Origin of the sequence: Streptomyces sp. NBC_00988, from assembly GCF_045162645.1 — a bacterium.
Taxonomy (GTDB): domain Bacteria; phylum Actinomycetota; class Actinomycetes; order Streptomycetales; family Streptomycetaceae; genus Streptomyces.
Map to the genome: position 1 here is coordinate 6,449,421 of NZ_CP108730.1, position 19,951 is coordinate 6,469,371.

The 19,951-nt window shown below is 71.0% G+C and carries 20 protein-coding genes; 9 read left to right on the forward strand and 11 right to left on the reverse strand.

The window, feature by feature from the left end; genetic code table 11:
* Positions 1-5: 5 nt before the first annotated feature.
* The 5 genes from OG496_RS29575 to OG496_RS29595 all read right to left on the reverse strand — a co-directional run bounded on the left by OG496_RS29575 (position 6) and on the right by OG496_RS29595 (position 4,340).
* Positions 6-779, reverse strand: a complete 774-nt coding sequence (locus OG496_RS29575) for a TIGR03943 family putative permease subunit (protein ID WP_405976731.1) — start codon at positions 777-779, stop codon at positions 6-8.
* Entirely contained in the window at positions 776-1,735 is a 960-nt protein-coding gene (locus tag OG496_RS29580) for a permease (protein ID WP_405976732.1), read from the reverse strand. Before OG496_RS29580 ends, OG496_RS29575 begins: the two co-directional genes overlap by 4 nt.
* Positions 1,736-1,885: 150 nt before the next feature.
* On the reverse strand, positions 1,886-3,229 hold the full coding sequence (locus tag OG496_RS29585) for a tetratricopeptide repeat protein (protein WP_365301355.1): 1,344 nt from the start codon (positions 3,227-3,229) through the stop codon (positions 1,886-1,888).
* A 48-nt stretch (positions 3,230-3,277) separates the two neighbouring features.
* Positions 3,278-3,532 (reverse strand): DUF397 domain-containing protein, encoded by a 255-nt coding sequence (locus OG496_RS29590; RefSeq protein ID WP_405973038.1) that lies wholly within the window; start codon positions 3,530-3,532, stop codon positions 3,278-3,280.
* A complete protein-coding gene (locus OG496_RS29595) occupies positions 3,492-4,340 on the reverse strand; it encodes a helix-turn-helix domain-containing protein (protein WP_405973039.1) in 849 nt (282 codons plus the stop codon). The genes OG496_RS29590 and OG496_RS29595 overlap by 41 nt, the downstream gene beginning before the upstream one ends.
* 113 nt (positions 4,341-4,453) lie before the next feature.
* Between OG496_RS29595 and OG496_RS29600 the strand changes: the two genes are divergently transcribed.
* Together OG496_RS29600 and OG496_RS29605 are read left to right on the forward strand one after the other, a co-directional pair.
* A complete protein-coding gene (locus tag OG496_RS29600; protein WP_405973040.1) occupies positions 4,454-4,771 on the forward strand; it encodes a DUF6401 family natural product biosynthesis protein in 318 nt (105 codons plus the stop codon).
* Between the two features lie 134 nt (positions 4,772-4,905).
* Positions 4,906-5,055, forward strand: coding sequence for a hypothetical protein (locus OG496_RS29605; RefSeq protein WP_366494678.1), 150 nt, complete (start codon positions 4,906-4,908; stop codon positions 5,053-5,055).
* 24 nt (positions 5,056-5,079) lie between these two features.
* Here the strand turns inward: OG496_RS29605 and OG496_RS29610 are convergent, their stop codons facing one another.
* Complete coding sequence (locus tag OG496_RS29610; protein ID WP_405973041.1) at positions 5,080-5,889, reverse strand: mechanosensitive ion channel family protein; 810 nt, start codon at positions 5,887-5,889, stop codon at positions 5,080-5,082.
* A 221-nt stretch (positions 5,890-6,110) separates the two neighbouring features.
* On the opposite strand from OG496_RS29610, the gene OG496_RS29615 reads away from it, so the two are divergent.
* Positions 6,111-7,355 carry an amidohydrolase gene (locus tag OG496_RS29615; protein ID WP_405973042.1) on the forward strand — a complete coding sequence of 415 codons (1,245 nt, stop codon included), beginning with the start codon at positions 6,111-6,113 and terminating at the stop codon, positions 7,353-7,355.
* On the opposite strand, the gene OG496_RS29620 is transcribed toward OG496_RS29615, so the two are convergent.
* From OG496_RS29620 to OG496_RS29630, 3 genes are all read right to left on the reverse strand, one after another.
* Positions 7,356-8,516 (reverse strand): hypothetical protein, encoded by a 1,161-nt coding sequence (locus tag OG496_RS29620; protein WP_405973043.1) that lies wholly within the window; start codon positions 8,514-8,516, stop codon positions 7,356-7,358.
* Between the two features lie 108 nt (positions 8,517-8,624).
* Positions 8,625-9,815 (reverse strand): PP2C family protein-serine/threonine phosphatase, encoded by a 1,191-nt coding sequence (locus OG496_RS29625; RefSeq protein WP_405973044.1) that lies wholly within the window; start codon positions 9,813-9,815, stop codon positions 8,625-8,627.
* Positions 9,816-9,819: 4 nt separating this feature from the next.
* The gene (locus tag OG496_RS29630) at positions 9,820-10,458 is read right to left on the reverse strand and encodes an NAD(P)-dependent oxidoreductase (protein WP_405973045.1); all 639 of its coding nucleotides are present in this window, start codon (positions 10,456-10,458) and stop codon (positions 9,820-9,822) included.
* A gap of 101 nt (positions 10,459-10,559) precedes the next feature.
* Here OG496_RS29630 and OG496_RS29635 point away from each other — a divergent pair, with 101 nt between their 5' ends.
* The gene (locus tag OG496_RS29635; protein WP_405973046.1) at positions 10,560-11,030 is read left to right on the forward strand and encodes a hypothetical protein; all 471 of its coding nucleotides are present in this window, start codon (positions 10,560-10,562) and stop codon (positions 11,028-11,030) included.
* 91 nt (positions 11,031-11,121) lie between these two features.
* On the opposite strand, the gene OG496_RS29640 is transcribed toward OG496_RS29635, so the two are convergent.
* The gene (locus tag OG496_RS29640) at positions 11,122-11,694 is read right to left on the reverse strand and encodes an SH3 domain-containing protein (RefSeq protein WP_405973047.1); all 573 of its coding nucleotides are present in this window, start codon (positions 11,692-11,694) and stop codon (positions 11,122-11,124) included.
* Between the two features lie 189 nt (positions 11,695-11,883).
* Here OG496_RS29640 and OG496_RS29645 point away from each other — a divergent pair, with 189 nt between their 5' ends.
* Complete coding sequence (locus tag OG496_RS29645) at positions 11,884-12,861, forward strand: hypothetical protein (protein WP_366494670.1); 978 nt, start codon at positions 11,884-11,886, stop codon at positions 12,859-12,861.
* On the opposite strand, the gene OG496_RS29650 is transcribed toward OG496_RS29645, so the two are convergent.
* Positions 12,743-14,104, reverse strand: coding sequence for a PLP-dependent aminotransferase family protein (locus OG496_RS29650; protein WP_405973048.1), 1,362 nt, complete (start codon positions 14,102-14,104; stop codon positions 12,743-12,745). The two genes, OG496_RS29645 and OG496_RS29650, sit on opposite strands and share 119 nt — an antisense overlap.
* 116 nt (positions 14,105-14,220) lie before the next feature.
* Between OG496_RS29650 and OG496_RS29655 the strand changes: the two genes are divergently transcribed.
* The 4 genes from OG496_RS29655 (at position 14,221) to OG496_RS29670 (ending at position 19,947) form a co-directional block, all read left to right on the forward strand.
* The gene (locus tag OG496_RS29655) at positions 14,221-14,973 is read left to right on the forward strand and encodes an alpha/beta fold hydrolase (protein ID WP_405973049.1); all 753 of its coding nucleotides are present in this window, start codon (positions 14,221-14,223) and stop codon (positions 14,971-14,973) included.
* A 36-nt stretch (positions 14,974-15,009) separates the two neighbouring features.
* Complete coding sequence (locus OG496_RS29660) at positions 15,010-16,008, forward strand: endonuclease/exonuclease/phosphatase family protein (protein ID WP_405973050.1); 999 nt, start codon at positions 15,010-15,012, stop codon at positions 16,006-16,008.
* 48 nt (positions 16,009-16,056) lie between these two features.
* Positions 16,057-18,030: an FUSC family protein gene (locus OG496_RS29665; protein WP_405973051.1), complete on the forward strand. Its 1,974-nt coding sequence runs from the start codon at positions 16,057-16,059 to the stop codon at positions 18,028-18,030.
* Positions 18,031-18,204: 174 nt separating this feature from the next.
* Positions 18,205-19,947 carry a VWA domain-containing protein gene (locus tag OG496_RS29670; protein WP_405973052.1) on the forward strand — a complete coding sequence of 581 codons (1,743 nt, stop codon included), beginning with the start codon at positions 18,205-18,207 and terminating at the stop codon, positions 19,945-19,947.
* Positions 19,948-19,951: the final 4 nt, after the last annotated feature.

Below are 19,951 nucleotides of genomic sequence, written 5' to 3' on the forward strand. Positions count from 1 at the left end.
ATGCGTCAACGCTTGTCATACGGGTCGGCCGGTTCTTTCACCTGCTTGACCGTTGTCGCGTCGAGTACGGGCGGCCACGCCCCGTCCGTCCCCAGCTTGCCCTTGGGTACCCACACGCCGGTGGCTGTGACCCAGCTGTCGGTCTGCGGGGCGCCGTCCGCCTCGTCGCCGCGGATCTCGACCTTGCTGATCGTCGCGTCGGCCGCGCAGCAGGTGACGAGGAGGCGGGTGAGGTACCAGGTGCCGTTGGAGCCGTGGGTGACGAAGCCGGTCATGCGGAGGGTGCGGCCCTTGAGGGAGTGGCCGGTGTCGTAGATCGCGCGGGAGCTGTACTGGGCGACCGAGATGTCCAGCGGGTTCCCGGCGGGGAGCGCCGAGAAGGTGCCTATCCCTTGCGCCGCCCGTTGTGCCTCCTCGCGTGACGCGCTGTACGAGCCCAGTGCGGGAGGTGGGAAGAGCAGGAGCGCCAGGGCGGGGAGCGTCAGCAGCCAGGCGATACGGGGGCCGCCGTGGGAGTGCGAGTGGGAGTGACCATGGGCGTTCTCCTCTTCCTCGCCCTCCTCTTCCTCACCCTCTTCCGCGTGCTCCTCCTCGTCCCTCTGCCGCATCCCCCGCACCGCCGCCGCGACCCCCAACAGCATCAACAGCACGCCGGATATGACGAGGTACGGCCTCAACGCCGCCTGCACGTACCGCAGATACAGCTCGCTGAAGAGGGAGATCCGTAGGACCGCGCCCCCAATCAGCAACAGCAGGACCGCCGAGCCGTAGCGCCTCACAGCAACCACCAACCCACCAGCGTGCTGCTGACCACCGCCACCAGCCACGTCGTCGAGGAGAAGCGGAAGGCGAAGGCTCGGCCGAAGGTGCCCGCCTGGAGGGCGATCAGTTTCAGGTCGACCATCGGGCCCACCACCATGAACGCCAACTTCGCCGCCGGCGAGAAGCCGCTCAGCGAAGCCGCCACGAAGGCGTCCGCCTCGCTGCATACGCACAACACGACCGCGAGGAACGCCAGCAGTAGGAACGACAGCCAGGACGAACCCGTGAAGATGTCCAGGATCGAGCGCGGTACGGCGATGTTGAAGGTCGCCGCCGCTGCCGCGCCCAGGACCAGGAAGCCGCCCGCGTGCAGGAAGTCGTGCTGCAGGCCTGCCACGAAGGCCTTCACGCCCGTCGGGGAAGAGGCTGCCGTCCGGGTGCGCTTCGGGAGGCGTAGCCACTCCTCCTTGCCGAATCTCGCCCAGAGCCAGCCCATCACCACCGCCGTCGCCAGCGATGCCACCAGGCGGGCCAGCACCATCTTCGGCTGGTTCGGGAACGCGATCGACGTCGCCACCAGCACCACCGGGTTGATCGCCGGGGCCGACAGCAGGAACGCCAGCGCCGCCGCCGGAGCCACCCCCCGCCGCATCAGGCTGCTCGCCACCGGTACCGACGCGCATTCACAGCCGGGGAGTACGACGCCTGCCGCGCCCGCGATGGGGACGGCGAGGGCCTGGTTGCGGGGGAGGAGTTTCGTGAACACCCGCTCGGGGACGAACGCTCCGATCGCCGCCGACACCACCGTGCCCAGCAGCAGGAAGGGGACGCCCTGGACGGCGACCGCCGTGAAGACCGTCCACCAGGCCGCCACGGCCGGGGTGTACAGGTCGATCGCGACCATCGGGCCGAGGACCGAGACGACTGTCGCGATCGCGATCAGCGCCGCGCCGCCCAGGACCGCGTAGACCATGGCGCGTACGGCCAGGCGCAGGCCGTCGACCACGGTCCGTTCGTTCTGCACGCGCACGCGCCTGTCTCATCCCGTTTCGCACGACTACGACCACACGAGTACCGATCCGTTGCACGGTAACCGTCGGCTCTGTGCGGTATCCCCGATTTGTCAAAGAGGAGGCTGTGCGGGGGCCGGGCCGAGGGTCGTCGTGCCGGGGGCGGTGCGGTGGCCGAGGCCGGTGCGGTACGCGTCCAGGGCCGCCTCCACCCGGCCGGTGCGGCGGAGCAGGTCGCCGAGCATCCGGCACAGGTCGGCCAGGTCGCCGGCGGCGCCCGCGCGTTCCAGCAGGCTGAGGGCGCGGACGTAGTGCTCCTCGGCCGCGTCCGTGTCGCGGGCGTCCTCGGCGATGATGCCGAGGAGGCGGTGGGCGGCGGCGGAGTGCAGGGCGCCGCGTTCGGAGCTGAGGTCGCTGAGGACGTCGTGGAGGAGGGCGGCGGCCTCGTCGGACTTGCCGCGTTTGTGGAGTACGTCGGCCAGCTCGACGGCGACCTGACTGCTGTAGAGGGCCGCGCGCTTCGCCGTCAGCATGGCCAGCGCCTGTCTCAACTCGACCTCGGCACGCTCCAGTTCGCCGTCCTGGGCGTAGACGTAACCGCGCATCCAGTGGCAGTTGGCGAGTTCGGTACGGAACTGGAGCTGCCGGTACAGATCGGCGGCCTTGGCAAGGGAGGCGTCGGCCTCGGCGACCTTGCCCTCCGCTATCAGCGTCCGCGCCACCGACCGGTGCATACGGGCCAGCAGCGCCGGGTCCGCCACCTGCGGCGCCAGCGCGAGCGCCAACTCCGCCGCCTGGGCCGCCCTCGCGTGCGCGCCCATGTCCATGTACGGCCCTATCGCGCTCGCGTAGAGCAGCAGCAGGGCATCCGGGTCGTGCAGGCCGCCCCGGTTCAGCTCGTCGAGGGTGGACTCCAACAGGTAGACGGCGTAACGGAGTTCACCGGTGAGGTAGTGGGCGACCGCTCGGCCCCGGATCGCCGGGACGCGGGAGGGGAGCGGTTCGTCGGCCAGTCGTTGCTCGGCGCGCTCGAAGTGCAGGCGGGCGGCGGTCAGGTCGCCGGTGTCGAGGCCGCACTCGCCGAGCCCGAGCAGTGCTATGGCCTCTTCGTCCGCCAGCCCCAGCGACACCGCCTCCTCCAAGAGGTCGGCGTACTGCTCGGTGGCCTCCTCCGACTCCCCTGTGGCCAGGGTGCGTTGGGCCTCGGTCAGGCGCAGGCGGAGTTCGGTGGCGAGGTGGGCGGGGCGGCCGGTCGCCAACTCCTCGTAGGCGACGCCGAGTCGCTCGGCGAGGTGGCGCAACGCGTCGTCGGAGGGGCGGACCCGGCCGGCCTCAAGCGTGGAGATGTACGCGGGCGTGTAGGCGGGCTCGGCCAACTGCCGCTGGGTGAGCCCGCGTTCGTGCCGCAACTGCTGGACCCTGCGCCCGATGACTTCCGGGTCGTCCCGTCTCACCATGCATTAATCATGCCAGTAAGCCGAGTTACAGACTGGCGAGTAACTCAGTTACATGGAGAGCGAGTTGATGAAGTCCTCGAAGTGGGCGCGGTTGATGGTGACAACAGCTCCGCCGGGGTTCTTGGAGTCACGGATCGCGACGCAGGGGGCACCGGTAGCGACCTCGACGCAGTCACCGCCGTTGGTGCCACTGAAGGACGACTTGCGCCACTCAACAGTGCCGAGAGGGGCACACTCGACGCATTCACCGCCGTTGGTGCCGCTATAGCTGGACTTCCGCCACGTCTGTCGGCCGGTCTCCATAACGCTCCTCCATCACGCGTGCGATCAGGTCGGCCGAGTCCTCCACCGAGAGGGCAGCGGCCTGCAATCGAGCGTATCCGACTGAACGTTCCTTGATGACTTCCGGGTTGGCGGTCATGTGCCCCTGGTCGTAGCCCTCGGAGTAGTGGATGTCGGGGTCGTCGTCGAAGCGCAGGAGGGTGAAAGAGCCCATCATTCCGGTGTGCGCGCCCACGGAGAACGGCAACACCTGAATGTTCACCCAGGGGTTGTCCCGGAAGCTCACCAGCCGGGCCAGTTGCTTACGCATGACCTCGCGGTCGCCGACCATCCTGAACAGCACGGACTCGTCCAGAATGACCCACACCGCAGGCGGCTGCTTCTTATCCAGAATGCGCTGCCGTTCCATGCGTGCCGAGACCATCTCCTCGACCTTGTCCGGCTCGTCGACGGCGAGCAGCGCTGCCGCGTACTCCGGTGTCTGGAGAAGGCCGTAGACCAACTGGCACTGATACGTCGAGATGTACGCGGCCTTCGCCTCCATGTCGGCGAACGCCTGGAACCAGTTGGGGAGTTGGCTCCGCAGAACCATGCCGATCATGCGGGTGAAGGACCCGTCCGTCATGAACGCGGCGTCGAGGCGCTCGGCGAAGTTCCGGGTCGGGACCTTCTGGGCCGTCTCGATCTGCCCGATGAGCGAGCCGGTGCAGTAGAGGATCTTGCCGAGGCCCTCCAGCGTGAGACTCGCCGCCTCCCTCAACCGACGGCATTCATAGCCGAAGTAGTCCAACGGGGATGCGCTCGGGTCGAGTTGGCGAACGTGGACCATGCGACAGTCCCCTCCGAGTAGTTACCGGCCTGTCGCCGAGAGTAACTACTTGACGCCGCCTGGGTGATGAGAATCACGAACTCTCCATAACGCTCGTAACGTACGGTGGAGAAATGTCCCCTTTGGCCAAGATCAGCGACTCGTACGCGCCGCGCTTCGCGGAGTTCGCGTTCGAGCCCGCCTTCGTGGCCGCCGTGGACCAGCACGTGGCTGAACTGCGTGAACGCCTCGCGGCGGGCGGCCCGGATCTTTCGCCCCCGCCACCGGACCACGCCGACCTCACGGACTACGCGCTCGGCTTCCTGGACGCGCTCGCGGAACTGGACTGGCGGGAGCCGGTCGGCCACGACTACGCGGTGTGCAGGCTGACCGCCATCAGCTGGCTGGTGCACCGGCACGGGCTGCTCCCCGAGCAGCGCCACGGTGACTGAAAAAGGGTTTCCGGTGACTCAACTCGCCCTGAAGCCCTTCCCGTTGCGCACTCCGACCCTCTAAGTTAGGCACGCATTAAGCGTGTTTAATTCGCTGCTGTTGCCGTCGCTGTCACTGTCGTTGCGAGGTAGGTATGTCCGCGCGTTACGTCAGAGGATTCTGCGCCGCCGTCATCGCTGTCGCCGCCCTGATCGGAGCGGCCGCGGCGAGCCCGGCCAAAGCGGCCGAGCCCGGACCGGCCCACGAGGCCACGCGGGTTCTGCATCTCCACGCGGCCCCGTAGGGCTGCCCCACAGATCTACGCAGGTCACATGCCCGACGACCCGGGCATGTCCCCTCGCCCATCGGTACCCATGTCCGTCCGCTCCCGCACCGGCTGGTTGGTCATCGCGTCCTGGCGGCCCGACTGGTAGGCCGTGAGGCTGCCCCTGGCGTTGGTGGTCTCGCGCTCGGCGGCCATCAGCATGCGTTCCATGCGCTGGCGCATCGGGGTGATCATGCCGCCGCCGACGCCGACGATCAGGATGCCGGCCGCGGTCGCGAGGGCGGCGTAGAGGACCGGCTGGGTGACCGAGGTGGCGATGCCCGCCTGGCCGAGGGCCGCGATCACGCCGAGCGCCATGATGCAGGCCCAGACGATGGTCGCGAGCATCTTGCCGTACGACATGGACGACAGGGCGCTGCCGACGATGCCGCGGACCGCGTTGGCGATGGCCATCGCGACGACGACCAGGACGACCGCGACGATGCCGCGAGGGAGCCAGGCGACGATGCCGTTGATCATCGTGCTGACCGGGTTGGAGCCGAAGACTCCGAGCGCGAGCTGGAGGGTGATCAGCATCAGCGCGTAGTACACGATCTTGCAGACGATGCCGGTCATGTCGTACTTGGAGTCCCGCAAGTACCGTTCCGTACCGGCCCGTTCGGAGAGTTTCTCCGAGCCGACCTTGCGCAGCACCCTGTCCAGGACGCGGGCGATCATCTTCGACACGAACCAGCCGATGGCCAGGATGACCAGGAAGCCGACGAGCTTCGGCACGAACTGCGCGACCTTCGACCAGGCGTCGTTCAGCCCCTGGGTGAAGTTGATGGCGAGGTTGGCTTCGGGAACAGCCATGGGCGGCACTTCCTTCGGTGGGTCCTAGTGGGTACTACCGGCCCCCTTGTTTTCTTCGTTCCTCATCAGTGGAGCAGCGCCGTGCGGGCGTGGCCGCGTGAGCTGGGCCGTACGGGTGAGGAGCGCCCCTCGGCGTGCGTCCTTCAGCGGATGCGGCGGGACGTTCCCCCTGTCCCGCCGCAGGCTCCCGCACGCACATCCGGCGCGCATACGCTGCCCCCGTGACCACTTCCCCCGCCGCGCGCACCGCACTCGACCTCACCGCCGACCTCCCGGTCCCCGACCTGGAGGACTTCTACCGGGACCTGCACCGACACCCCGAGCTGTCCGGCCGTGAACACCGCACGGCCGCGAAGCTCGCCGAACGCCTCACCAAGGCGGGCTACGACACCGTCGAGGGCATCGGCGGCACCGGCGTCGCCGGAGTGCTCCGCAACGGCGACGGCCCGACCGTGCTGCTGCGCGCCGACATGGACGCGCTGCCGGTGCAGGAGGAGACCGGGCTGTCGTACGCCTCCTCGGTCCCCGGCGCGATGCACGCCTGCGGGCACGACCTGCACGTGACCTGGCTGGCGGGCGCGGCCCAGGCGCTGGCCGCCGGGCGGGACACCTGGTCGGGAACGCTGGTGCTGGTGGGCCAGCCCGCGGAGGAGACGGGTTCGGGCGCGGAGGCGATGGTGGCCGACGGCCTGTACGAGCGCGTCCCGCGCCCGGACGCGCTGCTTGCCCAGCACGCGGCGCCGGGACCGGCCGGGTTCTACCCGCACGTGCCCGGCCTGATCATGTCGGCCTCGACGGACATCGACATCGTCGTCCACGGCCTCGGTGGCCACGGCTCACGCCCCGAGGCGACGGTCGACCCGGTCGTCACGGCCGCGTACCTGGTGACCCGCCTCCAGACGGTGGTGTCCCGGGAGATCGCCGCACGTGACTCCGCCGTCCTGACCGTGGGCCGTATCGAGGCGGGCACCCGGCACAACATCATCCCGACCGAGGCCCGGATCTCCCTCAACCTGCGCACCCAGTCCGACGACGTGCGGGAGCGGATGATCGCCGCGATCCGCCGTATCGCGTCCGGCGAATGCCTCGCCGCGGGCTGCCCGCGCGAGCCCGAGGTGACCCTCGGCACCAGCCTCCCCACGATGGTCAACGACGCGGACACCGACCGCCGCATCGCCGCCGTGCACACCGAGGTCCTCGGCGCGGGCACGGTCTTCGACCCCGGCCCGGCGACGGGCAGCGAGGACTTCCCCCGCCTGGTCCCGGACGGGGTGCCGTACTCCTACTGGTTCGTGACGAGCACCCCGGCGGACGTGTGGGACGCGGCCCCCGGCACGGACCTGATGGAGAAGTTCCACGCGGTCCCCAGCAACCACAGCCCGCAGTTCGCACCGGACCTGGTGACGGTGACGCCGGGTGTACGGACCCTGGTGTCAGGCGCGTTGGAGATCCTGACGGTGAACTGACTAGCCCATCAACTGGAGTTGGACCAGGTGCTGCTGTACGTGATCCAGGGCGCCCGCGCGGCGCCCTGGCACCCGGCTCCTCAACTCGGCCAGTTCGGGCCCGAGTTCACGAGCGCGGGCCGGTTCGTGGATCTGCCCCCACTGGTGATGGGCCCGGTCCACGGCCGCCTCGACGGCGACCGCGTCGGGTGACTGCCCCGCCGCCAGCCGAGCCGCAGCCACCGCGAGCCAGGCCCGGCAACTCCGCACCGGATCCCCCGCCAACATCGCGAGATCGGCCCGCACTTCGGTCCAGTGCAGCGCCTCTTCGGAACCCCGGCCGTATGCGCGTACGGCGGCCTGCTCGTGCTCGGCGGCGAGGGCGTCGGCGGCGGTGTGGCGACCGGATTGGACGGCAATGGTGATAACCCCGTGCGGGTCAGTGTTTTTCAGCCCGTCTGGGGGTCCCCCCTCTGGGGGAGTCTGAGGACGAGGCCCCTTCAGGGCCGACGGGGGTCTGGGGGCGGAGCCCCCAGGGACGCCCACCCCAACGCTCCCCGGGGTGGCGAGCACCACGTCCGCATACCCCTCCGCCCCCAGCCGCCCCACCGCCTCCTGATGCAACTGCTCAACCGGCGGACGCCACCCGCTGCGCAGAATCGTCGCGACCGCCTTCATGTACGACGGGACAGCCACGCTGCGCCGAGCCGGCGGCGGTGCGATGCGACCGTAAACGGTGTTCGTGCGGCCCGAGTCGAGTGGATGAGCCCGCAGCCACTGCCAGGTCTCCGCATCCGTGTGCAGGTCGAGGAACAACGTCGTCGTCCCCGGCGCCCGCAACCGCAACTCCTCGCGGACCCAGGCCCACGGGAACGCGGTGTAACGGACGGTCGCCGGCGTCGTACGAGCCAGGGCCAAGTGCGGAAGGTGCTGTTTCCGGTCGAGTTGGAGCTGGCCGGTGACGAACACGGTCAACGGCCCCGGTGCCGTGGCGGCGGCCCGCAACCGGGTCAGTACGGCCTGCGGCTCCAACGGGTCGGCGAGTTCGACAACGTTGGCGGTGTCCGTGCCGGACAGGACGGCCGGGTCGACGGCCGCGAGGACCGGCAGCACGGACGCCGCGTCCACCAGGCGTCCCTTGCCCACCGGCGAGGCCGCGAGCAGCAGCACCGTTCCAGGCATACGTCCTCCCCCGAACCGTCGAACACGGCGATCACGCCGATCACATCATTCACTTCGTACCGCAGCACCGTAACCTCTGCTCACCCTCTGCTGCCGCAAAGGGTGATGTCAGGACCGCCGTACCGCGAAGATCGTGGTGTCGTCGGCGAGATGTCCGCCGCTGTGGCGCAGGGTGCCGTCACGGACGTAGGCGACGAGGCGGTCCGGGTCGGCGAGGTGCGGATCGGCCAGGACACCTTCCGTGACAAGGGACTTGAGCGGGTAGAAGACGCCCGCCCCGTCCCGCGCCTCCGTCACCCCGTCGGTGACCACGAGCAGGGTCTCACCGGGGGCGAGGGTGATCCGGAGCGTCGGCGGCGGCCCGTCCATGTGGGCCAACTCGCCCAGCCCGAGCGGGAGTCCGTGCCCGGGCGGCAGGGACCGTACCCCGTGCGGGCCGACCACCAGCGGGGGTTCGTGACCGAAGTTGACGACCTCGACGGTGTCCGGTTCGGCGACGGGGAAGCTCAGCAGGATGGCTGTCGCGAAGCGGTCGATGCGGTCGTCGTCCTCTTGGCCGAGGGCGGCGAGATGCAGCCCGTGCCGGTGGATCCGGGTCTCCAGCCGCGCGGCGACGGTCGCCAGCTCCGGCTCGTGGTACCCCGCCTCGCGGAACGTGCCGAGCAGCGCCGCCGCGGCCTCCACCGCGCCGAGGCCCTTGCCCTGGACGTCACCGACGAGCGCGCGGGTGCCGTGCAGGCCGGGCTGGATGTCGTAGAAGTCGCCGCCGACGCGGGCGAAGGCATCCGCGGCGAGGTAGACGGCCGCGTGGTCGAGGCCGCCCCAGCCCGGCGGCAGCGGGCGCAGCAGCGTGCGGCGGGTGGTCTCGGCGACGTCCCGCATGCGCAGCATCCGGCGTTCGCCGCGGACCCGGACCACACATGCCAGCACGGCGAGGGCGCCGCCGACTCCGACGAGGATGAAGTCGGGCAGCCCGGTCTGGTACTGGCGCGGCCAGGCGTGGTCGGCGAGGACGTAGGTGGCGAGGCCGAGCACCGCGAACACGGCCGTGCCCCGCACCCCGCAGATCGCCGCCGCGATCCCGGGCACGAGCACGATCCACGAGACGGTCCGGAACTCGCCGCCGGTGTACCAGTCGACCAGCAGGATGGTGATGAGCACCAGCAGCGGCGGTATCCAGGCGACGCTCCGCCCGCGCACCCGCAGCAGGTGCTGCCGCCGGATCGCGTCGGGGTCGCCGTCGAGCGGGGAGCGCCCGAGGTCGCCGTAGCGCACCGGTCTGTGTCCGCGGCCGCTCACGGTGTCAGTATGCGACCGACATCCGGGCGCGCGGGTGCTCGTCCCGCTCCAGTTCGTCGACGAAGGCGACCGCGTAGTCCTCGGCGCTGATGAAGCTGCGGCCCTTGTCGTCGGTCATGAACCGGTCCCCGCCGACGCGGAAGCGCCCGGTACGGGTGCCCGGGGCGATCTCGGCGGCGGGGGAGACGTACGTCCAGTCGAGGCCGTCGTCGAGGGAGCGGTAGTAGGCGAGGACGTCGCGGTGGGCGTGCGCCTCCGGGAGGTAGGCCTCGGGGAAGCCGGGCTGGTCGCTGAGGGCCTGCCCGGGGGCGACCTCCAGACCGCCGGCGCCCCCGACCACCATGAGCCGCCCGACACCGGCCGCGCGGACGCCCGCGACGAGCGCCTCGTTCAGGGCGAGGAAGGGGCCGCGCGGGTCGCTGCCGTCGCGGGGCGGTACGCACGCGGAGGCGACGGCGTCGGCGCCGCGCGCGACCTCGGTCACCTTCGCCGGGTCCGTCGCGTCGGCCGCCGTGGCGGTGACCCCGGGGACGGGCGACTGGCCGGAGCGGCTGACCGCCAGGACCTGGTGGCCGCGGGCCGACGCCTCCGTCGCGATCCGGCTGCCGACCATGCCGGTGGCGCCGAAGAGTACGAGCTTCATGCGCCCCAGCGAAACACGCTGCAACGGAGGCCGCACGCCGACTTGCCACCGCCTCCGCCGGGGTGTGCATTGGTAGTACGGGGAGAGAGAGGAGTGCTCTCATGGCTCATGCGGCACCCACGCCCGGCGGAATGACCGGCCCGGGCAACACCACCGGCCGGGGCGGATTCACCAGCAATCTGCCCGACATCTTCGACGCACGCGTCCACCGCGTGGCGAAGATCGCGATCCCGGTCGTCCTGGGACTCGTCTACGGCTACTGGGCGGCGGCCAACCGTCGCAGCGGCGGCCCCATCACGGGCTGGAACATCCTGTTCGGCTTCGTGACGGCGCTCGCGTTCATCGTGCTGTGCCTGGCGGTCGCGCAGTTCGCGCCGCTGCTCAAGCGCGAACTGCACTCGCTGGTCAAGTCCGGCTTCGCGGGCGCGGCGCTCGGCTTCCTCTACAGCCAGACCGGCGAGAGCGTGCTGCGCTCCACGGCCATCGGTCTCGCGACCACGGCGGCCGTCTTCCTGGTCTTCTTCTACCGCTACTACACACGCGAGGACGGAGAGGGCAACCGCATCCGCTGACCCGGCACAGACAGCAACACCGGCACAGACAGCAACACGTGGGCCCCGGCACCGAGTTGGTGCCGGGGCCCACTCCTTGTGCCCTGTTCTTCTACGGCGCCCAGTTCCAGATGCCGCCGCCGGTCGACGAACCGGAGGAGCTCCAGCTCCACGAGCCCGAGGCGCTCCACGACCCGGAGGCCGACGTGCTCCACGAGGACGAGCTGTTGTCGTTCCAGTTCGGGTCGTTGTTCCAGTTGGAGTTGCCCGAGTTGCCGTTGCCGCCGTCGTGCCAGCCCGGACACGGGTCCGAGCAGGACGGCACGCCCTGGCCGCCGGTGTCGACGAACGCGGCGCTGGCCCAGGCCTGTGCGCCGACGAGCCAGTACCAGTCGGGATTTCCGTTGACGCTCTGTCCCCTGACCACGCATTGGACGCGGTCCTGACTGCCGGGTGAGAGCGCGTCGACGACGGGCGAGTGGGTGGTGGGCGACTCCCGCACGTTCAGTTCCGTGCGGGACACGATGGTGCCCCAGATCGGACTGCCGCCACCGCCACCACCGCCATGTCCTTCGGCGTACGTGGTCGGTGCTGCCGCTGCCGTGGTGCCCGCCGCCGCGACGGCGAGAGTGCCACCGGTGAGCAGGGCCGCGGCCAGAGTCCGCAGGGCCGGAGTGGTGCGCATGTTCGGCCTCCTTCTCCCCAGCTCCAGGAAACACCCGTTCGGGTGAAGCCTCCACCCGAGAGCGGACTCCCCAGTTCCGCCAAGGGTTCCGCGACCGGGACCGCCCATTCGGCTTGACATTTAACCCATACGCAGTCAAAAAACCCCGACCCGCTCGCATACGACGCCCCCCGGCCGTGTCCTGAGGAGATGCCCCCACGTCTCCGGAGCGCCCTGTCGGCCGTCCTCGTCGCCCTCTCCTGCTTCCTCACGCCCTTCGGCGCGCTGGCGGCCTGGGCGGCGTACGGCCTGACCGACTCCGGCCGCTACGTCACGACGATGGCACCCCTCGCATCGGACCCGGCCGTACGGAACGCGATCGCGGACACGGTCGGCGCGGGCATCCTGCGCGAGGTGCGGATCGGCGGGATCCAGGTCGGCGGAGCCACGGTCGGCGGGGTCCGGATGAGCGCGACACGGGGCGTGATGGCGCCGTTCGTGCACGACGCGATGCGCTCCTTCACCGAGACCGAGGCCTTCCGCGTGGCCTGGGACGAGGGCAACCGGGTCACGCACGACGCCGTCCTGAACGCCCTGCAGGACGAGGGACGGTCCGGCACCGTCACCGTCGACCTCGCCCCCGTCACCGCCCGGGTCAAACACCAACTCGCCCACGAGAACCTCCCGTTGGCGAACAACATCCCCGTCCAGCACACCCGGGTCGAGGTTCTCCCGGCCGGTGAACTGGGCCCGCTCCGGAGGGAGTTCCACGTGCTTGAGGTCGCCGGCTTCTGGCTCCCCGTGGCCGCCGCCGTCTTCGCCGTCACCGGTATCGCCGTCGCCGTGCGCCGCCGTCGCGCGATCACCGCGACCGCGCTCGGCACGGCCCTCGGCGGCGCGCTGCTCGGCCTCGCGCTCGCGATCGGCCGCCACTTCACCGTCGCCGACCTGCCGGCCGAGCTCTCCGGCGCGGCGGGCGGCGCGATCTACGACGCCCTGACCGCGACCCTGCGCAAGGTCGCCTGGCTGCTGCTGGGCGTGGGCCTGACGGTGGCCGCGCTGGCCTGGCTCACCCGATACGCCCGCCCCGTACGGGAGTTCCTGCTCCTCCGCCTCCTGCGAGACCGGCGAGCGTCCGCAACGCCCGCCGCAGATCGGGCACAGCAGCCGACGCAAGCCCAAGTCTGACCGCGTCCGGGGTCACCTTCGGATCGACGCTGAAGGCGGTCCCGGGCGTGACGGCGATCCCGTGCGCCGCCGCGGCGGCGGTGAAGGTGTCGGCCCGCCACGGCGCGGGCAACTCCCACCAGGCGTAATAGGTCAGCGGATCGGCCCGTACGGCGAACCCGCCCAACTCCTCGCCCACCAGCCGCTGTCGGGCCGCCGCGTCCGCCCGCTTGGCCGCGACCAGCCGTCCCACGGTCCCGTCCCCCATCCACCGCACCCCGGCCTCCAGCGCGAACCGCCCCGCGCTCCACCCACCCGACCGGATCGCGGCGCCCACGGCCTCGACCCGCCCCTCCGGCACGACGAGGAACCCGACGGTGAGCCCCGGCGCGACCCGCTTCGACAGCCCGTCCACGACGTGCACGAGACCGGGGGCGTGGGCGGCGAGCGGCGCGGGGGAGTGCGGATGGAGGAAGGACCAGATCCGGTCCTCGACGACGGGCAGCCCCAACTCCCGCACGACATCGGCGATTTCCCGTTTCCGCGCCTCGCTGGTCGTCACGGAGGTCGGATTGTGGAGCGTCGGCTGGAGATAGAGCGCGGAGAGGGGCGCTGTCCGATGCGCGGCGACGACCGACTCCGGGCGCAGCCCGTCCCCGTCCGCCTCCAACGCGACGAGCACGACCCCGAGCCGCCCCGCGATCTCCCTGACCAGCGGATACGTCAACGGCTCGACCCCGACGCGGCCACCCGGCCGGACGAGGGAGGCGAGGGTCGCGGCGATGGCCTGCCGGGCGTTGCCGCTGAAGAGGACGCGGTCGGGGGCGGGCCGCCAGGCGGGCGTGGCCAGCAGCTCCGCCACCGCCTCGCGAGCCGCCGCCGTGCCGGTGGCCGGGGCCGGGCGCAGCGCCTCGGTCAGCACGTCCGGGCGGAGCAGCGGCGCGAGCGCCGGGGCCAGCAACTCCGACTGGCCCGGCGCGGAAGGGTAGTTGAGCTCCAGGTTCACCGGGGCGGTGGTCGCCGCCTCGACGATCGCCTGCCCGTACGGCCCCGCCGCCGCGGCCCGGACGAAGGTGCCGCGGCCGACCTCCCCCACCACCAGCCCCCGGCGCACGAGTTCGGCGTAGACGCGCCCCGCCGTGGAACCCGCGATCCCGTGCCGACGGGCGAACGCCCTCTGCGGGGACAGCCGTTGGCCCGGCCGGAGCCGTCCGGAGGCGATGTCGTCCGCGATGCGGTCGGCGATCCGCCGGTAGTCGCCCACGGAGCCACCCCTCTCTCTCGTCTCCACATCGTCGTCGCTCGTCTTCTCTCAGCACATTGCACCGAGAGCAAAGATTTTATTGCACCGAGGAGTTGGGCGGATCTAGGGTCGATCACATGCCACCCCTTACTTCCCCATATCTCCCCCTTGTCCTCATCCACGGCCACCCCTTCGACCACACGATGTGGACCCCGCAGATCGAGGCGTTCTCCCCCGCCCGCCGGGTCATCGCCCCCGACCTGCGCGGCTACGGCAGTTCTCCCGCACCTTCCACCGTCACCCGTTTCTCGGACTTCACCACCGACATCGAGGAACTGCTGGACGAGCTGAAGGTGGAGACGTTCGTGCTGGCCGGGCTGTCCATGGGCGGCCAGATCGCGATGGACTGCTACGGCCGGTTCGGCGAGCGCGTCCGGGGCCTGGTCCTCGCCGACACCTTCCCGTCGGCGGACACCCCGGAGGCCGCTCGTACCCGCGAGGCGACGGCCGACCGGCTCCTCCGCGAGGGCATGTGCGGCTACGCCGACGAGGTGCTGGAGCGGATGGTGGCGCCGACCGCGGACCCGCAGGTCAAGGCGCACGTCCACCGCATGATGACGGCCACCGCCCCCGGGTCCGCCGCTGCCGCGTTGCGCGCCCGTGCCCAACGCCCCGACTACCGCGACCTGTTGACCCGGGTGACGGTCCCGGCCCTGGTGGTCGTGGGCGCCGACGACACCTACACCCCCGTCTCCGACGCGGAGGCGATGCACGCGGCGCTCCCGGACTCCACGCTGCGGGTGATCGAGGATGCGGCCCATCTGCCGAACCTCGAACGCCCCGAGGAGTTCAACGGGATCCTGGGGGAGTTCCTGGCACACGTGGGATGATTCGGGCATCTGCGTCCACCGGCGGAAGGTAACCCCTTGGGCACCGCGACCACCGAGTGGACCGCCGCCGACTTCGTACCCGAACGCCACCGCGCACGCCGCTTCTGGCGATGGTGCGCCGGACTGCTGTTCACGGGCGCGAGCGTGGTCGTGGGTTGCCGCACGGCCGACACGGACGCCATCACTCCCGTCCCCCAACTCCTCGCGTTCTTCCCCTGGTTGCTCGCCCCGACCGGCGTCGGACTGTTCCTCTCCCTCTTCACCCGCTGGCGGCTCGGACTGGTGTGGGGCGTCGCGCTGCTGGGCCTGCTGGCGTGGTTCATCGAGCCGTACGGGAAGAGCGGTGACCCGAGCGGTCCTGCGATCGCCGAGTTCCGCGTCCTGACCTCGAACGTGGAGTTCGGGCAGGGGACGGGCTCCCTGGTGCCGGTGATCCGGCGGGAGCGGCCGGACGTGGTGTTCGTCGAGGAGTGCGAGTACACCTGCCAGGCCACGCTGCGAAGGGACTTCGGCACCGAGTTCCCGTACCGGCAGGCGGTGGCGGCGGCCGGTTCGCACGGGTCGGTCATCCTGAGCCGCTTCCCGCTCAAGGGCACGAAGGGCGTCACCGGCACGATGGGCATGCCGGGCGCGGTGGCCGACGTGGCCGGTCATTCCGTACGGCTCCAACTCGCGCACCCCATGCCCCCGTTGCCGAACCAGGTCGGTCTCTGGCGCCGAGAGCTGGGCAGGCTCCGTACCTTTGCCGCCGCTGATTCGACCACCCCCACGATCCTGGCCGGAGACTTCAACTCCTCCCAGGACCACGCGGCCTTCCGCCGCATCCTGGACACCGGCCTGCGCGACGCGGCCCGCATGGCCGGGCACCCGCGCACCCCCAGTTGGCCGGAGCGGTTCACCCCCACCTTCGGCACCCAGATCGACCACGTCCTGCTGTCACCGGACTTCTCCGCGAACAGCGCCCGTTTCCTCGACATCGCCGACACCGACCACCGCGCCCTGCTGGTCGACATCACGCTCCACCAGCACGAATAGCCCGGGCGCGATCCTTTCTCCACGGGACGCGACGCTCATAATGGGCGCATGTCCCGCGAGTTCCCCATCGGCCTCACACCCCCCGACTGGCTGGTGAGGAACCTCCAACCCCAGCAGGCCCCCCTCAACTGGCCGGCCATCGCCCGCGCCGCCATCGCGATGGCCCTCCCCTTCACCATCGGCCTGGCCGTCGGTCAACCGGCCTACGGCGCCCTCGCCTCCATGGGCGCCCTCTCCGGCGTCATCGGCGACACCGCCGACGCGTACCGCATGCGCATCCTCAACATCGCGATCCCCCAGCTCTTCGGCGCCATCGGCGTCACGCTCGGCTCCGCGGTCTACGGCCACGGCTGGTACGCGGTCGCCGCGCTCACCGGCATCGCGCTCGTCTCCGGGATGATCTCGACGATCGGCGCGGTGGCCTCCGTATCGGGCCTGCTCCTGCTCCTCAACTCGGTGATCGGCGCGGGACTTCCGCTCCCCGGCGCGTGGTGGCTGGCCCCCGCGCTGATGTCCGGCGGCGGCCTCCTGGTCCTCCTCCTGGCCCTGCTGGCCTGGCCGTTGCGTTCCGGGATCCCGGAACGATCGGCGGTCGCGAACACCTACCGCACCGTCGCCGACCTCCTCGCCACCTGCGGCGACGACCCGACAGCGGCCTACGACGCGGCCCGCCGGGCAGTCACCCAGTCCCTGAACCAGTCGTACGACCTCGTCCTCGCCCGCCGAGCCCGCCACCACGGCCGCAGCCCCGAACTGACCCGCCTGCTGGCCCAGTTGAACGCCATCACCCCGGTGGTGGAGGCGGCCCCCGCGGTCCACCAGTCCGGCCAACCGCTACCGCCCCAGATCCGAGAGACGGTCCGCCACCTGGCCCACGCCGTGGAAACCGGCTACACGGGCCCGATAGGCCTCGACCTCCCCACCCCCACCGGCGAGACGACCCGCGCGGTCGACCACGCCCTGCGCCACGCGGCCGAGGTCGTCACGGCCCCGGACGTGGACCCGAGGGGCATCGACGACCGCCTGGGCCGCCCGGCGGCGCTCCGCATCCGCACGGCGAGGGCGGCGCGGAATGTGTTGCTGTCCTCGGGCTCCTGGCGCTACGGCCTACGCCTGGCGGTCTGTATCGGCCTCGCGCAGGTCCTGGTATCCACGGTCCCGGTCCCCCGCTCGTACTGGGTAGCCCTGACCATCACCTTCGTCATGAAGCCCGACTTCGGCTCGGTCTTCTCCCGGGCACTGCTGCGAGCGCTCGGCACGGTGGCGGGACTGGTGATCGCGGCGGCGGTGCTGTCGGTGGTGCCGAGGGGCTGGTGGGACGTCCTGGTCCTGCTCCTCCTGGCCCCGCTGATCCCGGCCCTGACCCCCCGCGGCTACGGCTACCAGACGATGGCGATCACCCCGGTGATCCTGCTCCTCTCCGACGTCCTGAACCACCAGGGCACGGCGCTGCTGCTGCCCCGGCTGGTGGACTCCCTGATCGGCTGCGGGATCGCGCTGGTGGCCGGTTATCTCCTCTGGCCGGAGAGCTGGCACACGCGGGTGGGGGACCGGTTGGCGGAGGCGGTGGCGGACACGGCGGGGTATGTGGAGTCGGCGTTCGGTAAGTCGGAGGGTTCCGTGGTGGGGGCGGGGGCGGAGGTCGATCCGGCGGCCCGCGCTCGTATGCGCCGCCGCCTCTACCGCGACCTGTCCGTCATCCGTACGGAGTTCCAGCGCGCTCTCACCGAACCCCCGCCCACCGGCCGCCTCGCCGCCGGCTGGCTCCCGCTGGTCGTGGCCGTAGAGCGGATCGTCGACGCGACGACGGCGGCGAGGGTACGGGTGAAACACGGAGCACCACCGCCGTCACCGGCCGAGGTGACCCAAGTGGCGCGCCAGCTCCGGGAGTTGTCGGAGGGCGTACGCGAGTCGGAGGTGCTGGTGGAGGTCCGTACGGATCTGACGGGCCCGGCGGAGAGCGTGTTGGAGCCGTTGCGGCAGGAGGTGGCGGCGGCACGGGCGATCGCGTCGCCGCACTGAGGCACAAACAGGCAGGTGAACGGGTGAGCGAAGTGGTGGCTGAAACAGGGGGTGTTGACGAGACGCGTCTCATGCGCCTTGCCCATGCCTAAGATCGCCGTCCGGGGCCGCTAACCTTACGTGTCCGTCCTGGCCAGGGATTGACGGCTTCAACTCACGCGAAGGGTTGCGCACATGGGCATTCTCACTCTCCTGCGGAATGCATTCGGCAGGTCACGCAAGGAGCGTGCCGCCGGAGCAGAGGGTGCGGAACGCACTCCTTCGCAAGAGCAGCCGACCGCGGTGGCTGTGGAACCGGACGCGAAGGTCCCGTCCCCCTCCACCGAACCCGACCTCACCTCGACGCCGAAGCCGTCACCCGCGGCAACGGCCACGGCCACGGTTCCGGAGCCCCGCCCGTCCTCCACCCTGGAGGACGACGAGCACGAGCTCGTGGCGCTGGCCTTCGACAACGTGTCGGTCCCGAAGCCGGCGACGTCGGCGGAAGGAGCGGAGGGTACCGGGGCTGCGGCCGAGCGCGAGCCGGTGGCGGCGACGGAGGCTGTCGCCGAGCCGACCGCCGAGCCGGTGACCGAAGTGGTTGCCGAGCCGACTGCTGAGGTGGTTGCCGAGCCGGCTACCGAGGTGACTGCCGAGCCGGTGACCGAGGTCGTGGTTGAGCCGACGACTGAGGCTGTTGCTGAGCCGGTCGTTGAGGCGAAGGCAGAGGCAGAGCCTGCGGTTGAGGTGGCGCCGGAGGCGGAGGCCGAAGCGGAGCCGGTCGCGGAAGTCGAGCCGGTTGTCGAGCCCGAGGCGGAAGTCGCGCCTACGGCTGAGGTAACGCCGGAGGCAGAGGCCGAGCTGGTCGCCGAGTCTGTCGCTGAGGTGGCACCGGAAGCCGAAGCTGAGCCCGTCGCGGAGACCGAGCCCGAGGTGGCGCCGGTCGCCGATGTCACGCCGGAACCGGAAGCCGAGCCGGAGCCCGCCGCGGAACCGGTGACTGCCGAGGTGACCGAACCGTCGGCTCCCGAGGCAGCTGAGCCGGTGGTCGACGAGGTGACCGACGAGGTGTCCGAGCCGGTCGCAGCCGAGGCCACCACCCCCGAACCCGCCGCGGAACCGGTGGCAGAACCCGTTGCCGAACCCGCAGCGGAACCAGTCGCCGCAGACGCGGACGCAGACGCAGCCGTGCCCACCCCCCTGGCCGCGGCCGCCGACGGCGAGTCCGCCCCGCAGGGGTCACCCGCACCCGACGACGAAAGCACCACCGGCGCTGCGGGTGGGGAAACGGTCGAGGCCGATGGCGTAGCCGAGGCGGTAGGGACCGGTTCCGCCGCGCTCGCCCTCTCCAAGGCCAACCTCACCGGTACCCGAGCGAAGCTCTACCTCGTCCTGGACCGCTCCGCGAGCATGCGCCCGTACTACAAGGACGGTTCCGCCCAGGCCCTCGCCGACCAGGCCCTCGCCCTGGCGACCCACCTGGACCCCGACCCCACCCCCAACGTCCACGTCGTCTTCTTCTCCACCGAGGTCGACGGCACCACGGACCTCACCCCCACCTCCCCCGAGAACGCGATCGACGAGGCCCACGCCGGCCTCGGCCGCATGGGCCGCACCAGCTACCACGCCGCCGTAGAAGCCGTACTCGCGCACTACGACAAGAACGCCACCCCGGGCACCCCCGCCCTCGTCGTCTTCCAGACGGACGGCGCCCCGGACGCCAAGACCCCGGCCACCCAGTCCCTCACGGACGCGGCCAAGTCCCACGCCTCCGTGTTCTTCGCGTTCGTCGCGTTCGGCGACCACGAGAACAAGGCCTTCGACTACCTCCGCAAGCTGAAGACCGACAACACGGCCTTCTTCCACGCGGGCCCGACCCCCCTGGAGCTCACGGACGCGGAGCTCTACGACGGCGTACTGATCGACTGGCGCCCGTAACCGC

What these genes read in the sequence shown, in the direction of transcription:
- OG496_RS29580 (WP_405976732.1), bottom strand. Translation starts at nt 1,735, where the DNA reads ATGGTCTACGCGGTCCTGGGCGGCGCGGCGCTGATCGCGATCGCGACA.
- OG496_RS29585 (WP_365301355.1), bottom strand. Translation starts at nt 3,229, where the DNA reads ATGGTGAGACGGGACGACCCGGAAGTCATCGGGCGCAGGGTCCAGCAG.
- OG496_RS29590 (WP_405973038.1), bottom strand. Translation starts at nt 3,532, where the DNA reads ATGGAGACCGGCCGACAGACGTGGCGGAAGTCCAGCTATAGCGGCACC.
- OG496_RS29595 (WP_405973039.1), bottom strand. Translation starts at nt 4,340, where the DNA reads ATGGTCCACGTTCGCCAACTCGACCCGAGCGCATCCCCGTTGGACTAC.
- OG496_RS29600 (WP_405973040.1), top strand. Translation starts at nt 4,454, where the DNA reads ATGTCCCCTTTGGCCAAGATCAGCGACTCGTACGCGCCGCGCTTCGCG.
- OG496_RS29605 (WP_366494678.1), top strand. Translation starts at nt 4,906, where the DNA reads ATGTCCGCGCGTTACGTCAGAGGATTCTGCGCCGCCGTCATCGCTGTC.
- OG496_RS29610 (WP_405973041.1), bottom strand. Translation starts at nt 5,889, where the DNA reads ATGGCTGTTCCCGAAGCCAACCTCGCCATCAACTTCACCCAGGGGCTG.
- OG496_RS29620 (WP_405973043.1), bottom strand. Translation starts at nt 8,516, where the DNA reads ATGCCTGGAACGGTGCTGCTGCTCGCGGCCTCGCCGGTGGGCAAGGGA.
- OG496_RS29630 (WP_405973045.1), bottom strand. Translation starts at nt 10,458, where the DNA reads ATGAAGCTCGTACTCTTCGGCGCCACCGGCATGGTCGGCAGCCGGATC.
- OG496_RS29635 (WP_405973046.1), top strand. Translation starts at nt 10,560, where the DNA reads ATGGCTCATGCGGCACCCACGCCCGGCGGAATGACCGGCCCGGGCAAC.
- OG496_RS29640 (WP_405973047.1), bottom strand. Translation starts at nt 11,694, where the DNA reads ATGCGCACCACTCCGGCCCTGCGGACTCTGGCCGCGGCCCTGCTCACC.
- OG496_RS29645 (WP_366494670.1), top strand. Translation starts at nt 11,884, where the DNA reads ATGCCCCCACGTCTCCGGAGCGCCCTGTCGGCCGTCCTCGTCGCCCTC.
- OG496_RS29655 (WP_405973049.1), top strand. Translation starts at nt 14,221, where the DNA reads ATGCCACCCCTTACTTCCCCATATCTCCCCCTTGTCCTCATCCACGGC.
- OG496_RS29665 (WP_405973051.1), top strand. Translation starts at nt 16,057, where the DNA reads ATGTCCCGCGAGTTCCCCATCGGCCTCACACCCCCCGACTGGCTGGTG.
- OG496_RS29670 (WP_405973052.1), top strand. Translation starts at nt 18,205, where the DNA reads ATGGGCATTCTCACTCTCCTGCGGAATGCATTCGGCAGGTCACGCAAG.